Consider the following 15,369-nt stretch of genomic DNA (forward strand, 5'->3'; position numbering starts at 1 on the left):
CTCACCGCGACGCGGCCGAAAGGCGGCGACGGTCCGGTGCGAGGCTCCGCCCGCCGGCGGGACATCTAGCTCCGGTGCCTTGTTCCGGGATCAAGGACTGTCCTCGATAATCGCAATGAATTCGCATTGCACCAGGGAGGGGCTATCCGGCGGCAATGGCCGAACGTGCCGGGCCGGGCGCGACCCCGGATCGGGAAACATGCGAACCCATTCCGTGTTGACGGCATCCCTGTCGTGGCTGTCGCGGAGATAGATCTCCACCTTGATGACATCCTGCGCGCTGCCGCCCGCGGCCTCGACAATGGCGAGCATGTTGGCAAAGACGTTTGCCGACTGATCGGCGATCTCGGCCGGCAACTCGTGCGTGGTCGCATTCACGCCATGGATGGCTCCGGAGAACACCATATTGCCGATCCGGCAGGCGTTGGGAACCGGATGCCGGTGGCTCAGTCCTTTAACCGAAATGCTCTTGCGCATGGCCTGCTGATCCTCCGCGAGATCTGATCGTTGGGATAATTCGAGATTTGTTGGAGCGTGCACGGCAGGACTCTCATCCGGGTGCATCTGGAGCGGCTACCGCCTCGCCCGCAAAGCCGTGGCCTCCGCCGGCGGGGAGGAAACGCCGGGGTCGGGGCGCGGTGCCAAAGGGCCGGACGTCAGTTGAATTCCGCGTGTCTCGGGCAGCAAAAGGGTCGCGGCGAATGCGATGCCGTAGCCCAACAGCGCGACCAGGCCAATCGCCTCCGCCAGGCCGATATATTGCGCCAGTATCCCGATACAGGATACGGCCGCGGCGCCCGCTGCCTTGCCGGAGTTGTAAGCGAAACTCTGGCCGCTGGCGCGAATGGCGGACGGGAAGAGTTCGGTGAAGAACGGGCCCAGCGCGGCATAGTTGCCGATGGTGAAGAAGCCGAACGGCGCCCCCAGGACAACCAGCAGCCAGCCCGAAAGCGGCAAGAACATGTAGGCGACGGTAACCAGCCAGGAACAAACCAGAAAGAGCTGAAATGTCCGCCGCCGCCCGAGATAGTCGGCCAGGTACGCGCTTGCCAGAAATCCGAAAAACGAGCCGCCAGTCACCACGAACACGTAGTAGCCCGAAGTGCTCGGCGACAGTTCGCGCACGGTCTTCAGAAAAGTCGGCAGCCAGTTGACGATGGCGCCGCCAACGCCGATCACACCGAATGCAAGCAACGAGGACAGAACGGTAATGCGCAGCGTTTCCGGCTGGAATATCGCCCCCAATCCCGGACGGGTTCCGGACCTCTCGACAAGCTCGCGCGTTTTGACAAAAATCTCCGGCTCCTCGATCCTGCGGCGCAGATAGAGCACCAGCAGGCCGGGAAGAACGCCAATCATCAACAGCACCCGCCAGCCATACTCCTGGGGCACATGCGCCAGCACCACGCCTGCCAGAATGGCCGCCGCGCTCCATCCGACGCCGAAGCCGCTCTGGACGGTGCCGACGGCCTTGCCGCGATGTTCGGCGCGGATGATCTCGCCCATGAGAACCGCGCCGGCCGCCCATTCGCCGCCAAAGCCCAACCCTTGCAGGATGCGCAGGACCATCAGCTGCTGGAAGTCCTGTGCAAAACCGGCAAGGAAGGTGAAGGCGCAGAACCACAGGATCGTGAACTGCATGATGCGGGCGCGGCCGAAACGGTCGGCGAGATATCCGCAGATCCATCCTCCGATTGCCGCGGAGAGCAACGTTGCCGTCGCCAGGTAGCCGGCCTGGGCCGTCGTCATCCCCCATGCCGCGATGAGGACTGGCAGCACGAAGCTGAAGAGCTGCGCGTCCATTGCGTCGACTGCCCAGCCGGCGAAGCAGCCCCAGAAGGTGTTCCGCTCCCGCTCCGTCAACTGCTTGTACCAGGTGAACATTTCTTCCTCCCATTGCTTCTTCTGGTTGTTGGGCCAGCTAGACGACCAGTGGCGTGAGACCTCCGTCCATGGTCAGCGAAGCGCCTGTCACGTAGGAGGATCTTGCGCTGGCGAGGAAAAGCGCGGCGTCGGCCACTTCTTCCGGCTTTGCGTAGCGCTGCAGGGGAATGCGTTGTTCGTTCAGCCGCAGCAGCTCTTCCGTCGGCTTGCCGGTCATCCTGGATTCGACTTCAAGCGACAACTGCAGGCGTTCGGTCATGGTGGCGGCGGGGTTGATGACGTTGACCCTGACGCCGGCGGAACCCCAGGCCGCCGCCAGACCCGCCGAGGCGAGCATCAGCGCCGCGTTGGCGGCGCCTCCCGGCAGATGCATGGGTGATGCGATCTTGCCGCCGGTGCCGACGATGTTGACGACCGTGCCCGCGCGACGTGCCACCATCAGGGGCAGGACGTGGTCCATGACGTTCATGTAGGTGAAGAATTTCGCGTCCATCGCAATACGCCATTTGTCCGGCGTCAGCTCACCCGGAGGAACTCTCCTGGCGCCGCCGGCTGAATTGACCAAGGACGCGATCGGACCCACCTGATCCTCGAGCGCGGCGACCATGTCCTTTGCCGCAAGCCCATCCGACAGGTCGGCGGCGAAACTGGCTACCGACAGGCCCTCGGCAGCCAGCGCTGCCTTTGCGGCATCCAGGTTCTGCTGGCTGCGCGAGACAATCACCACGCGAGCCCCTTCCCTGCCAAAGGCCCGCGCGCAAGCCAGCCCTATTCCCTTGCTGCCGCCAGTTATCAGGACGACTTTGCCGTCGAGTTCGAGGTTCATCTCAGTGATCCTGTTTTTGGCCATGGGCGTTGTGGACGTTGATCGGGGTTCCCGCCGCGAAGGCGACGATCTGGTCGAATGCATTGCCGTAGGCGAATTCGTAATTGTCGCGCTCGACGTAGCCGAGATGCGGGGTGCACAGGGCGTTGGGCAGCCTGAGCAACGCGTCGTCCGGATTAGTCAGCGGCTCGCGTTCGAACACGTCGATGGCAGCCTTTCCGGGGCGACCATTCTTCAGTGCCGCCACCAAGGCCCCCGGCTCGATCAATTCGGCGCGGCTGGTGTTCACAAGCAGGGCGGTTGGTTTCATCCGTGCGAGGTCACCAGATGTAACCAGGCCGGTGGTCTCGGCATTCAGCCGCAGGTGCAGGCTGAGGACATCCGACAGGCGGAACAGCGCGTCCTTGTCCGACGCGATCTCGAGTCCCTCGGCTCTCGCACGAGCCAGCGAGCCCTCGCGGCCCCACACCAGCACATCCATGCCGAAGGCCATGCCGATGCGTGCGACCATCGAGCCCAGCCGGCCGAAACCATAAATGCCCAGGACACGGCCCCTCAAGCCCAACCCGATCGTCGTCTGCCAATGGCCTTGCCGCAGCGAAGCGCTTTCGAACGGAATGTTGCGCATCGCCGCGAGGATCAGGCCCCAGGTGAATTCCACCGTCGAATAGGACGGACGCGATGTGAGAGCGGACGAAACGACGACGCCATGCCTGTCGCAGGCCGCCAGATCGATATGGGGGATGTGACCGTTCTGGCTGATGAGCTTCAAATTGGGCAAGCGGCTGAGCAGGTTTTCATCGATCCGGGTGCGCTCGCGCATCAGCACAAGCACATCGGCATCGACCAGACGATTGGCCAGGACGTCGATGTCCTCGACGATGTCGGTCCAGATGGCAACATCATGGCCTTCCAGCTTGGCAAAGCAGTCGAGCGTGCGCACGACATCCTGGTAGTCATTGATGATGGCGACACGGAGCTTCTTCACGGGAGGATCAATCGCTCTATGCATTGCCTGGCAGATCCGCAACGGAGGTGCCGGCATCGATGGCTTCGCATTTCGCTTCTTCGAAAGCCGCCTTCTTCAGCGCCTTTGCAAGAATCTCGGCGGCCCGGGCAATCGGGATGAAGCAGACGCCGGTTTCATCCGCGACAACAATATCGCCAGGGGCAACCCGGACGCCGGCGATCTGGATATCGCCGTTGATCTCCACGGTCTCGATCCGCCACTTGCCGGTGACAGGCGTGATTTCTGTGGCCCAAAGCGGATATCCGACCCGCCGCGAATGTCCGAGGTCGCGAATGCCTCCGGAGACGATCGCTCCTGCCTCGCCCTGTCTTTTTCCTGCCTGCGCCGAAATTCCGCCCATGTTCGAAACGCCGGCAACACCATCGATGACCACCACATCGCCTGGCAACGCCAAATTGTGGGCTTCGAACTCCGCCATCCGGTTGACGTGGTTTCGCGCCGTTTCGTAGACATGTTCGCGCTGCAGGATGTTGCGCACTGTGAGCGCCGGACCGACAATCGACGTCGAAGGCAGGGTCGGCTTCAGGGTCGATGTGCCAATCGCACCGGTGATGCCCAGCTCATCCATAATATCCGAAATAACGCTGGTGGCGTCGCCGATCCGTTTGAACCCGTCGATCAGCTCCTGCGGCGGACGCGGGGTTCGCATCAACCGGATGCGGTCAGGGCTGATCTTGCCGGTCAGTTTCGGCAACACGTCCGCAAAAGCGACGTCATTCATGGCGTATCCTCTGGTTTGTACGGAGCTTTTATCACCGGTTGCGAGGCGGGCGTATTCACTCGCATGTGTTCGGCTGCTCGTTCGAAACAGGATTGCTTGCCGCGTTGCGCGCGTCCAATTTAGAATTAGACACAAGCGTCATTTCCTGGGTGAATAACGTGCGCCTCGATCTGAACCTGATCGCAGTCCTTGAGGCCATCATGCTGGAAAGGAATGTAACGCGTGCGGCCGCAAGCCTGGCGATGAGTCAGCCAGCCGTCAGCAATGCGTTGCGCCGCGCCCGCAAGCTGACGAAAGACCAGCTTTTCCTCAAGACGGCGACCGGCGTTCAACCGACGTCTCGCATGGTGGCGATGTGGCCCGAACTTCATCGCTCGCTGACGGCAATCCGCGCTTCGTTCGCTCCCGACGACTTCGACCCGGGATCGGATACGACCAGTTTTCGCGTTGCGGTCACGGACAGTCTCGCGATGGAAGGTGTCAGCGCGATCACGCTTAAGTTACAGGCCGCATCCCCACGTGCCCGTGTTTCCTTTGCCGTTCACACGCATGAGGGCTCGCTGGACGGGATCGGCCGCGGCACACTCGACTGCGCGGTAGGCATGTTTGCCTCGCTGCCGAGAGAAGTGCATGTGCAAAGCCTGCGGACGGATCGCTATGTATGCGTCATGCGCAGCGGGCACGAACTGGCGCAATCCCTGAGCCTCGATCAGTTCACCGCCGCGGCGCACGTGCTGGCAACCCCATCCGGGCTGGAACTGGGGCTTGTGGATGGCTGGCTCAGCCTGACGGGGCGGACAAGGACGATCGTCGCCGTGGTCAATCATTTCGCCGATGCGCTGAGGATTGTCGCGCGGAGCGACCTTCTCACCTGCGTTCCGCTTGGCTTCTTCAACGGACCCTGGCGCGCCATCGCAGATGAGGATGAGTTGGTGGTGCGCGGCCTGCCGTTCGAGACAGAGAAATTGCTCTACAAGCTGATCTGGCACGAACGACTGCAGGCGCACCCCGCCCACCAATGGTTTCGTTCGCTGGTAGGAGATGTCTGCGGATCGCCCTTCGACGGCCCGCCGATTGAAGACGCAGCGCCTGCGACGCAACCATAGTCTGGCTCATGGAAGCCTATCCCTAGCTGTAGTCCAGGGGCACATAGGTGTAGGCGTTATCGGCGTCGCGTCGCACACGGCCCAATCCAGGAAACGATATGTGCGCACCGCCCACGATGTAGCCTTTCTGTGCCGCATCCGCGAATGCGAGTTCATGCACGTGTTCGGCCTCTGATGCGTCGCCATCGTACTGGATGGTGACAGAGGGGTCTTTGAACTGCACCGCGGCGACATGCACGACATCGCCCCACAGGACGATCTTCTCGCCCCTGCTTTCGACCACGTACATGGTGTGTCCGGGCGTATGGCCATAAGCTGTTTGGGCGCGCACGCCAGGCACGAGGTCGGTGTTGCCATCGAAAATGGCGAGCTTGCCAGCTTGCATGTATGGCGTGATCGACGCTACGGCGGCCTCAAAGAACCGCCTCGCTTCAGCCGGAGCCGCGCGCATGTTTGCGTCGCTTAGCCAGTAATCGGTGTCGCGCTTGTCGACACGCACGATCGCATTGGGAAAAGCTCTTTGGCCCTCGACCATGAGACCGCCAACATGATCGGCGTGCAGATGTGTGAGGTAAAGCTCATCGATCTGCTCCGGCCGATAGCCCGACGCGCGCAGATTGCTCAACAGATGGCCCGTGCTTGGCCCCAGCAGTGAGCCTGCGCCAGCATCGATCAAGACCAGCTTGGCTCCGGTATCGAGGAGAAAGCAATTGTGGGAGGTCTCGATGAGGTCGCCGAGATAGTTGCGCTTCAGGGCTTCTTCGATCCGAGCCGGGTCGCCCTGCAGCAGCTTCGTGGCAGGCAGCATATTGCTGCCATCGGATAGCGCCGTTATCTCAAAATCGCCCACCGCCAAGCGATAGAATCCGGGTGCCTGGCTTTTCAGCATGGGCGCATCCGCGAACACAGGCGTCACAAAACTGCAGGCCAGGCAAAAACAGCCGGCAGCCAAAAAGAAGCGGCGGGCGGGATCGATGGCGTCACTTTTGCTCAGCCCGGACTGGACCGGGCCTTTCGTGCCGTTGAACAAGCGATCAAGCGTTATGCGAGGGTTGACCATTTCGGATCTCTGTCTGCTTTCTGTCGAGCCTGTAGATGGACGTATGTCCTTCGGCCCCCACCTCTCCGTCCGCTGAAGTTTGGGCGCCGCCACCGGGGTTCTTGTGCCTACCGTTTACGCGATGGCCAGCCCCGTCCAATTCAGAGTTTAGGGCAGCATCATAATTCCACTGAATAACGGCCGTTTGTCGCTGCCGTAGTTAGGATGGTTTCGCTTTGCGCACCCGGGCGAATGGCGATGCGAACATTTTCTGATTGAATTCGTCCGCCGACGGCGCATTGGACAGGCTCGAGAAATTCATGGCTTCGGAGCAGGTTTGGCTGGCGCACGAATGCCGAACACCTATACTGGAAAGATCAAGCGAGTGGGTTCGCCATGAGCAAAGAGTTCAGTGTCGCCGACGCCTATGGCACGGGCCGCGCCATCTTCATGGGAATTGAGCTGCTCGTCGCGCCCGGTGCGCTCGTGCCCCGGCCGGAGACGGAGTTGCTGGGCACGACGGCCCTTGGTGTCTTGCATCAAATGAACCTGCCGGCGCCACGCGTCGTCGACATGTGCTGCGGCACTGGCAATCTGGCGTGCGCCATCGCCCATCACGTCCCCACCGCGCGCGTCTGGGCGAGCGACCTCACCGATGGATGCGTCGACGTGGCACGCCGTAACGCCGCCCATCACGGCATGGCTGACCGCGTTTCGGTGCATCAGGGCGACTTGTTCGGCGCTCTCGCCGGCCTGGGGCTTGACGGGACGATCGACGTGATCGTCTGCAATCCGCCCTACATTTCGGAAAAGCGGCTCGAGGGCGACCGCGCGCATCTGGTCGAGCTCGAGCCGCGGGAAGCGTTCGCGGCCGGCCCTTACGGCCTCAGCATCCATATGCGGGTGGTCAAGGACGCGCCGCGATATTTGCGGCCTGGCGGCGTCCTGCTCTTCGAGGTCGGCCTTGGCCAGGACCGGCAGGTGATGAGCTTGATGGAGCGCAGCAAGGCATATGAGAACATCCGCGCTGTCTCGAACGAAGCGGGCGAGGGCCGGGTGGTTCTGGGACAAGCCAAGGCGCAGGCATGAGCGTGCCGAAAACCAGCGCAATTCCAGGAACCGATCTGGGCAGGCTTTACGCCGGCAATCAGTTCATTTTGCGGATGATGTATTGCTCGATCCCTTGAATGGAATCGAGATTTTCAGGCAAGAGTTCGCTGTCTTCGACGGTGATGCCAAAGGTCTCCTCGATAAAGCCGATAATCTCGAGCACCCCCGTCGAGTCGACGATGCCTTGATCGAGCAAGGACGTGTCGTTCACCAATGCCTTTACGTCGCTCACGTAGAAATTCGAAACCAGGAAACTGCGGATCTGCTCGCTGTAGGTTCGGTCCTTGATCGTCAACATGAATTCGTCCTCCGTAGCGACACCACCAATTTAGCGACCCGCCTCATGACAGAGCCGTTTTCTTGAGTTTGCCCGTGTCCGTCATCGGCAGGCTGGCCACGACGACGATGGACTTCGGAACCATGAAGTTTTCCAGTCGTTTCTGGCACTCCATCTGCAGCTGCTTTTCGCCGATGGTTCTTCCATTTTCCATCACGACAAACGCCTTCACCGCCTGCCCAAGGAGTTCGTCGGGAACACCGATGACCGCCGCTTCCCGGACGCCGGGAATATCCATAAGGACGTTCTCCACTTCCTTCGGCGCCACCTTCTCGCCGCGCGATTTTATGATCTCGTCACCACGGCCAACGAAGTAGAGGTAGCCCTCCGTGTCCATCCGGCAGTAGTCGCCGGTGTACAGGACCTGCTCGCCGGGCAGCGGGCCGGGTTTGAGCTTCCTGGCCGTCGCCTCGGGCTTGCCCCAATAGCCCTTCATCACCGTTGCGCCGCGAATGACGAGCTGGCCGACGACGCCGGGGTCGACCCGCCTGTCATGTTCGTCGACGATCCACATTTCCGTGTTCGGGATCGCGATCCCGACGCTCAGCGGCTTTCGCTTGAGATCCTCCGGCGGCAAATAGGTGCAACGCTTGCATTCGGTGAGGCCGTACATCGAATAGATGCGTGCACTCGAAAACAGCTCCCGAAGCATGAGGATATGCTTGAGCGGCAGCGCCGCCGCGGTGTTTGTGACGTAGCGAATGCTCGAGAAATCCTGATCCCTGAGGGACTTGAGTTCGGAAAGTGCCGCAAAGATGGTGGGCACGCCGGGAAAACCCGTAACCCGCTCTTGCCTGATCAGCCCGAGGACCTGCGCCGGGAAGGCGAATGAGCGTTCGAGCACCAGCCGCGCGCCGGTGCGAAACGCCATGATCATCTGGTACAGGCCGTAGTCGAAGGCGAGGGGCAGGACATTGAGGATCACCTCGTCCTCGGCAAGCTCGAGGTAGGAAGCGATCGACGTGCACGCGGTCATCATGTTCCTGTGCGTCAGCATCACGCCCTTGGGTTCGCCTGTCGAGCCGGAGGTGTAGATGATGGCGGCAAGATCGACATCGATGCAACGCCGCGCCGGCGGTACATCGCCGCCGCTGGCGACCGCAATGTCCCAGCGCACGGCATGCGGCAATCGGGAGAGCTCGGCGTCGTCGATCGATCCGGAAACGATCGTCCGCAGAAGTGAAGGGCAGCCACACGCCGGTTCGCGGAAGATCGAGTGCAGATGCGCGTCCGTGATCAGCGCCGCAGGTCGGCAGTCGTTGAGCAGGTAATCAAGCTTGTCGCTCTTGGTCAGCGGGTTGACGATGCACACCACCGCATTCGCCTTGAGCACCGCCCAGAAGCTCACCACCGTCTCGACGGTGTTGTCGGCGAAGATCATCACGCGATCGCCGCGCACGACCCCTGATGCGGTCAAATCCCGGGCGACCGCATTGGCGCGCGCCTCGAGCTCGCCATAGGTGACACGCTGCTTGCCGCACACCAGGGCCACCTTGTCGCCGAGCCGGCCGGCCGAGTGGGCGAGATAGTCGTGCAGCAGGGGGACGGCATCATGCAACATGCAAGCACTCTTCCCGATGTTCGCGGTCGACGTCGACGCTGAGCCCATGCACGTGGGTCGCACAGGGACAGCTCGCGACAAACTGCTGGTGAAGGAGTTGGGTCGACAGCACACCGACGAGCGCCATGTTGTCGGCATTGGAAAGATCGCCGTCACCGGTCCTGGTCTGGCATTTGCCGAGCAGGCGTGTGACCGAAGCCGGATCGAAAACATTCGCCTTGCGTATCGCCGTCTCCGAAAGCGCTTCGCGAATGTATTCCGGCGCGGCGTCGCCGGTGAAGCAAAGCGCGTTGGGCGCCCGGAATGGCTGCTTCTTGCGTGTCACGACCTCAGAGGGCACGATCGGCTCCGCCACGCGTTTCAGCACGTGCTTCTCATCGAGAACACGCAGCTTGTAGGAAGGCGGAAGTGAATTCGCGAGCCTCACAAGTTCGTCGTCCAGGAACGGGAAGCGCCCCTCGACGGAATGAGCCATCAGCATCCTGTCGCCTTGCGAGGAAAGCAGATAGCCCGACATCAACGTTTGGACCTCGAGATACTGATCCTGCGCAAGCGGGCTCCAACGCGAAAACGCCGCGGGCAAGCGGGCGAGCAACTCCGACACGGCGTCGTGGCGCTGGATTTCGGCGCGCAGGTCCGCGCAAAACAGGCGCTTGATGGCGCTGGTGCTGCGCCAGCGCGTGTCATGAGCGAAGCCGGGCGCGTCATAGGCCTCGATACCGCGCCCGAAGAACTGGCGCGCCATCGCTTGCTGTTGCACCGGCGAGCGGGTGAGATAGGGATAAAGCCGCTCCAGCAGCCGCGAGCGCCGTGTCGATGCCGGCTGGCGTCCCCAGAACCGGCGGACCTTGCCTTCGCGGAACAGGTCGTAGCCGGCGAACATTTCGTCGGCACCCTCCCCGGTCAGCACGACCTTGATGCCGCGCTCGCGCACCAACCTGGAGAGCAGGAACAGCGGTGCGGGTGCGGTCCTCAGTATCGGGCGCTCGGTGTGGTAGATCACCTCCGGAAAGATGGCGGCGATATCGCTGCGCGAAACCACCACCTCATGGTGCTCACTGCCGGTTGCTTCGGCAACCAGGCGCTGGAATCGGGTCTCGTCATATTCGGTGTCGGCAAAACGCAGAGAGAAGGTCTGGAAGCGTCGGCCGGCGAAGCGCCTTCCCAGCGTCGCCACAAGCGAACTGTCCAGCCCTCCGGAGAGGTAACACCCGACAGGCACGTCGGCGCGCACCATTCGGAGCGCCGTCGCGGCCTCGAGGGCGCCACGCACGCGTTCCACCGCGTCATCGCACGACCCGGTGAACTCGCCCTGCGATGATCCCAAATTTTCGGGATAGGACGGCTGCCAGAAGACCTGCTCGCGGACGGTGCCGTCCTGGTAGGTGCGGACATGCCCTGGCACGAGCTCATGGATTCCCTGAAATACCCCTTGCGGCGGAACGACCGTCCAGAGCGTGAAGGTCTGATCGAGGCCGGCGGGATCGAAGGCGCGAGGGATGGTTGGATCGGCCGCGAAAATCGCCTTCACTTCACTGGCGAAATAAAGGCGGCCCGCATGCTCGCACAAATGCAGGGGGCAAATGCCGAACCGGTCGCGCGACAAGACGAGACGTCCCGCTATCGAGTCCCAGATGGCGATTGCCCACTGGCCATTCATCCGCTCGAAGGCCGCTTCGCCCCATGCGCGATAGGCATGGAGCGCGACCTCCGTGTCGCTGCGGGTTCGGAAACGGTGGCCGAGCGCAATCAGCTGTTCCCGCAGCTCGACATAGTTGAATATCTCGCCGTTGAACACGATCCAGGTCGTATCGCCTGTGTCCGCAAGCGGCTGCTGGCCGCTGGAAAGATCGATGACGGACAGGCGGGCATGCGCCAGCCCAGCGCGTTTGTCGCGGTAAAGGCCGCGCTCGTCCGGGCCGCGATGTGAGAGCGCCCCCACCATCCGCATCAGCGCCTCACGCGAAGGAGAAGCCGCCGCGGCGTTCAGCGCCACAATTCCAGCGATGCCGCACATCCCCGGTCAATCCTCGCCAATTTCCACGGACAGCAAAGGCCGCGCGTGAAGATAGTGGGCAGCCCGCCGTTTCGCGTCGATGTCCTTGAAGACTTTCTGCAGCTGGGGCTCGGTGAGGCCGGCAACCGCCGCGACCTCATCGCTGGCGATCCCGTGGTTCAGGCCGTAGAGGCATAGATCCATCAGGTGATAGGGCAGCGCGAAGTAGAACTCCTCCTGGCTTTGCGCCATGGAGAACGTGTCGGTGGTCGGTGCCCGCTGGCGGATCTCCTCGTCCACGCCGAGATATTCCGCGAGCTGATAAACCTGGGTTTTGTAGAGGTGGACGATCGGCATCACGTCGGCGGTTCCGTCACCTTGCTTGACGAAAAACCCCTGGTCGTACTCAAGAAGGTTCGGTGTCCCGGCAACCGCGTATTTGAGGCGGTCGGCGTGGTAATATTCCGTCATCTTGCGCAGGCGCTGCTTGTAGTTGGTCGCAGCGACGATCTGCAGATAGGCGGCTGGCGGCAGACGCACCGTGTCGACCTTGCCCTCCGGATCCTGGACGGTGAGCCGGGTGATGTTGAGGCCGTTGCTCTCGAGAACCGGCTCGATCACCAGCTTGCATTTCCAGGCTTCCCCATAGTCGGGAACGACGGTCCGGATCGCTTCGAGCTGCCTTCCATAGGCGCCAGTGGCCTCCAGTGCCGGGCCTATGTTTTCCAGGACGCTCTCAATACCAAGGTGTGCCGAGACGCGGCGGCCAAGTCTGAGCGAGTCGCCGGAGGAATCGCGCTCCGGCATGAACAGTCCCAAGACCTTGTCCTTGCCGAACGCGCGTGTGCACAAGGTCGCGACGACGGAGCTGTCGATGCCGCCGGAAAGGCCGACGACCACGCCGCGACGATGGAGCGTGCCAAGAACCTGCTTGCGCAAGGTGTCAACGATGCGATCGACCTCCGCACGAGCATCGAGCATCAGCACATCCTTGCTGAAGTGTGAGATCACGTCGATGACAGATCCTCCCTTTTGCGAGACTCGGCCGGGGAGTAGGTCTGCACGACGGCCGTCTCGATGAGCGGACGGTTGGTGGCAAGATTGGGCTCTATGACAAGGTCGATGTGGTTGCCCATGATCGGAACCACGTCCAGATGTGCCAAAACACTATCCCAGCCCAAAGTTCGAGGCATTCCCTCACGACGACAGCGAAACAAGGTGCCGGCGATCGGCAGAGCCGGTTTCGGTCCATCCAGCCACCGGAAGAAAGACCGCGCCCGCAAGACCTCCTGCAGTTCCAGTTTGGTTCTGAAGCTTGTCGGGTTGAACTCTCCCTTGGCAAAGCGGTCGAGAAGCCTGGTGAGATACGCCTCGCGGCCGATTGCAACGGTGATTTTCGCAAGGGCGCGGCAAGCCATCCGGCGGGCGGATATGCGATTCGTGCGAATGCGATGGAACGTGCGGGTCAGTGTCTCCCAATGATTGCTGGGCTCGTCCAGCAGGCTCGTGTCGAGGATACCCAAAAACCTTACCGGTCGACCGGCGGCCAGAAGCCGTGCCGCAACCTCGAACGCAACCGCGCCGCCAAGCGAATGGCCAAGAAGCCGCACGGGGCCGGCAGGTTGGGCGCGGCTGATCTGCTCGAGTGCGGCGTCAGCCATGGCGGTGAGACTGTCATGTCCGTCCAATATCGCGGCGAGGCCTGGATACCTTATGGGGTTCACCCGGGCGACTTTGCCCATGGCGGCTGCGAACGCGGCCAGGCTCGGACCATAGCCGACGGACCCTGGAAACAGGAAAAGAACCGGGGGATGATGCTTCTTCGCGCGCCGCTCACCCGCCTGTGCGGAGGCGACCGCTTCAACCATCTCGTCGAAGCTCATGCCGACGGTGAAGGCCTCGAGGCCCAGCTCTTGCCCGATAGCGCTCTCGATCGCCATGACGCAATGCAGCAGCTGCAGCGAATCTCCTCCCGCCTCATCCCAGTTTCCCGCGGCAACGCCCGTGTTGAGAACCTGCATCCACGCGTGCTGCACGATTTGTCGGGCATTCAGTTCGCCTCCCGCGGGCGGCGGTCGGGCAGTGCGCGGTTGGGCGGCTCGCGCCGTCTTTCTCTGCGAACGATCTATCTGGGCGAGCGTTGCCAGGTCGACCTTCCCCCCCAACAGACGCGGGATTGCGGCGATGGTGTGCAACCGCGAGGGACGCAGTGGCGCCGGCAACGTTGTTCTGACGAGCTGGCGAAGCTCCTCCGCGAAACCAGCCCCGGCGAAGCGCTGGGGAACCGCGAAAGCGATGAGTTCCTCCGCTGGCGTCACGATTGCCACGGCATCCGCCACCGAAGGTGCGCAACGCAGGACCCGTTCGAGCTCGGCGGGCTCGACGCGTCGACCATTGATCTTGATCTGGCGCCCTTTGCGGCCGACGATTCGCAACAGGCCGTCATCGTCCAGCCGAACGAGGTCGCCCGTCGCAAAAAGCCGAACGCCGGGATCGTCCGGGTCCGGCCGCGCAGGAACGACGACACCGTTCTCCCAATGACCAAGCAGAACATAGGGGCTTCGGATCAGAAGCTCTCCGCTCTCGCCTGTCCCAACGTTGTGCCCCGCTTCGTCGACAATGGCGAATGCTATCCCGGAAAGCAGTCTGCCCACGGGGACCGTGGCGTCTTGCTCAGGCCAGTCCGGCGGCAAGAACCATTGCGAACCGGTGGTCTCGGTTGACGAGTAGCCGATCTGGATCAGGCACTGGTCGGAAACGACTTTGCGCAGCAATGCGATGTCCGTCCACGACACTTTCTCACCACCGAGCCGGGCCACTCTGAGGGACTGGAAGGCGTCAGCGGGACCTTCACTCAAGAGCGCCCGAAGCAGCGCCGGAACAAGATAGGCAACCGTCACGCCTTCGGCTTGCAACCGCGCGCGCACAGCGCGCAGACCGACCGCCTCCACCTCGAGAAGATGCAATGTGGCGCCCGTCAGCAGCGCGGCGAAAATCTCCCGGCACCCGGCAATCGTGGCGGGTCCGGTCAGCGGCAGGAAAACGTCATCCGCGTTGATATGGCACGCATCGACATATTGCCGGACCCGCCACAGCAGGGCGCGTTGGCTGTTGACGATCCCCTTGGGACGTCCGGTGCTGCCTGAGGTGTAAAGCACCATCGCGGGTGCATCGACGGAAACGGACGTGGGTGGTGGCGATGCGGGTCGACTGTTCGGCGCGACGCTGGCGGCTATATCGATCCATACGATGTCCTGTGCCAGATCGACGGAGCGAACCTCGCCAGCGCCTATGACAGCGCCGAGCCGCGCGGCAGTCACGATCTCAATGATCCGGGAGCCCGGATCTCTCATGTTGAGCGGAACGGAAGGCCGCCCGGCCATCATGCTCCCCAGCATCGCCACAGGATACCAGGCCGAGTTGGCCTGAAGGATTCCGACCGCTTGTCCTTCGGGGACGACAGCAGCGATCCGGTGAGACAGCGTCTCGACAGCCCGGAAAAGCTCAGAATAAGTCAGGCGATTGGCGCCGTCGCTGACCGCGAGCTTGTCGGGATATTGCCTTGCGACGTTTCCAAGGTGATCGATGAGGGGAATGTCCGCAAAATCGGCGCCCATCTGTTGATAATGGCGCCAGACAGGCCCGCCCTCGTCGAGAGCATATTCGGGAATATCCGACCATTTGCGGGCCGTCGCTGGTCGACAATCCACCTTTAGATTTTCGCTCACCGCTTCAGAGTGCAAATACGCTGAAGACATT

13 protein-coding genes are annotated in these 15,369 nt (G+C 62.3%); 2 read left to right on the forward strand and 11 right to left on the reverse strand.

What is annotated here, in order from left to right:
- Positions 1-90: 90 nt before the first annotated feature.
- From CKW40_RS07025 to CKW40_RS07045, 5 genes are read right to left on the reverse strand one after another with little or no spacing between them, the layout of a single operon-like run.
- Entirely contained in the window at positions 91-564 is a 474-nt protein-coding gene (locus CKW40_RS07025; protein WP_342202924.1) for a RidA family protein, read from the reverse strand.
- Between the two features lie 9 nt (positions 565-573).
- Entirely contained in the window at positions 574-1,884 is a 1,311-nt protein-coding gene (locus CKW40_RS07030) for an MFS transporter (protein WP_095199245.1), read from the reverse strand.
- A gap of 37 nt (positions 1,885-1,921) precedes the next feature.
- The gene (locus CKW40_RS07035; RefSeq protein ID WP_095199246.1) at positions 1,922-2,710 is read right to left on the reverse strand and encodes an SDR family NAD(P)-dependent oxidoreductase; all 789 of its coding nucleotides are present in this window, start codon (positions 2,708-2,710) and stop codon (positions 1,922-1,924) included.
- 1 nt (position 2,711) lies between these two features.
- Complete coding sequence (locus tag CKW40_RS07040; RefSeq protein WP_342202925.1) at positions 2,712-3,698, reverse strand: D-2-hydroxyacid dehydrogenase family protein; 987 nt, start codon at positions 3,696-3,698, stop codon at positions 2,712-2,714.
- 16 nt (positions 3,699-3,714) lie between these two features.
- Positions 3,715-4,461: an RraA family protein gene (locus CKW40_RS07045; RefSeq protein WP_095199248.1), complete on the reverse strand. Its 747-nt coding sequence runs from the start codon at positions 4,459-4,461 to the stop codon at positions 3,715-3,717.
- A gap of 92 nt (positions 4,462-4,553) precedes the next feature.
- Between CKW40_RS07045 and CKW40_RS07050 the strand changes: the two genes are divergently transcribed.
- Positions 4,554-5,567, forward strand: coding sequence for a LysR family transcriptional regulator (locus CKW40_RS07050; protein ID WP_244571113.1), 1,014 nt, complete (start codon positions 4,554-4,556; stop codon positions 5,565-5,567).
- 22 nt (positions 5,568-5,589) lie between these two features.
- Here the strand turns inward: CKW40_RS07050 and CKW40_RS07055 are convergent, their stop codons facing one another.
- A complete protein-coding gene (locus CKW40_RS07055; protein ID WP_095199249.1) occupies positions 5,590-6,627 on the reverse strand; it encodes an MBL fold metallo-hydrolase in 1,038 nt (345 codons plus the stop codon).
- Between the two features lie 375 nt (positions 6,628-7,002).
- Here CKW40_RS07055 and CKW40_RS07060 point away from each other — a divergent pair, with 375 nt between their 5' ends.
- Positions 7,003-7,695: a N5-glutamine methyltransferase family protein gene (locus CKW40_RS07060; RefSeq protein ID WP_095199250.1), complete on the forward strand. Its 693-nt coding sequence runs from the start codon at positions 7,003-7,005 to the stop codon at positions 7,693-7,695.
- Positions 7,696-7,753: 58 nt separating this feature from the next.
- On the opposite strand, the gene CKW40_RS07065 is transcribed toward CKW40_RS07060, so the two are convergent.
- The 5 genes from CKW40_RS07065 to CKW40_RS07085 are packed head-to-tail and all read right to left on the reverse strand — an operon-like array spanning position 7,754 to position 15,368.
- A complete protein-coding gene (locus CKW40_RS07065; protein WP_095199251.1) occupies positions 7,754-8,014 on the reverse strand; it encodes an acyl carrier protein in 261 nt (86 codons plus the stop codon).
- Between the two features lie 43 nt (positions 8,015-8,057).
- A complete protein-coding gene (locus CKW40_RS07070) occupies positions 8,058-9,614 on the reverse strand; it encodes a class I adenylate-forming enzyme family protein (RefSeq protein WP_179297866.1) in 1,557 nt (518 codons plus the stop codon).
- Positions 9,604-11,631, reverse strand: a complete 2,028-nt coding sequence (gene asnB, locus CKW40_RS07075) for an asparagine synthase (glutamine-hydrolyzing) (RefSeq protein ID WP_095199252.1) — start codon at positions 11,629-11,631, stop codon at positions 9,604-9,606. The genes CKW40_RS07070 and asnB overlap by 11 nt, the downstream gene beginning before the upstream one ends.
- Before the next feature lie 6 nt (positions 11,632-11,637).
- Entirely contained in the window at positions 11,638-12,621 is a 984-nt protein-coding gene (gene nadE, locus CKW40_RS07080) for an NAD(+) synthase (RefSeq protein ID WP_095199253.1), read from the reverse strand.
- Positions 12,618-15,368, reverse strand: a complete 2,751-nt coding sequence (locus CKW40_RS07085; protein ID WP_095199254.1) for a non-ribosomal peptide synthetase — start codon at positions 15,366-15,368, stop codon at positions 12,618-12,620. The genes nadE and CKW40_RS07085 overlap by 4 nt, the downstream gene beginning before the upstream one ends.
- Position 15,369 lies beyond the last annotated feature (1 nt).

Source organism: Mesorhizobium carmichaelinearum, from assembly GCF_900199455.1.
Taxonomy (GTDB): Bacteria; Pseudomonadota; Alphaproteobacteria; order Rhizobiales; family Rhizobiaceae; genus Mesorhizobium; species Mesorhizobium carmichaelinearum.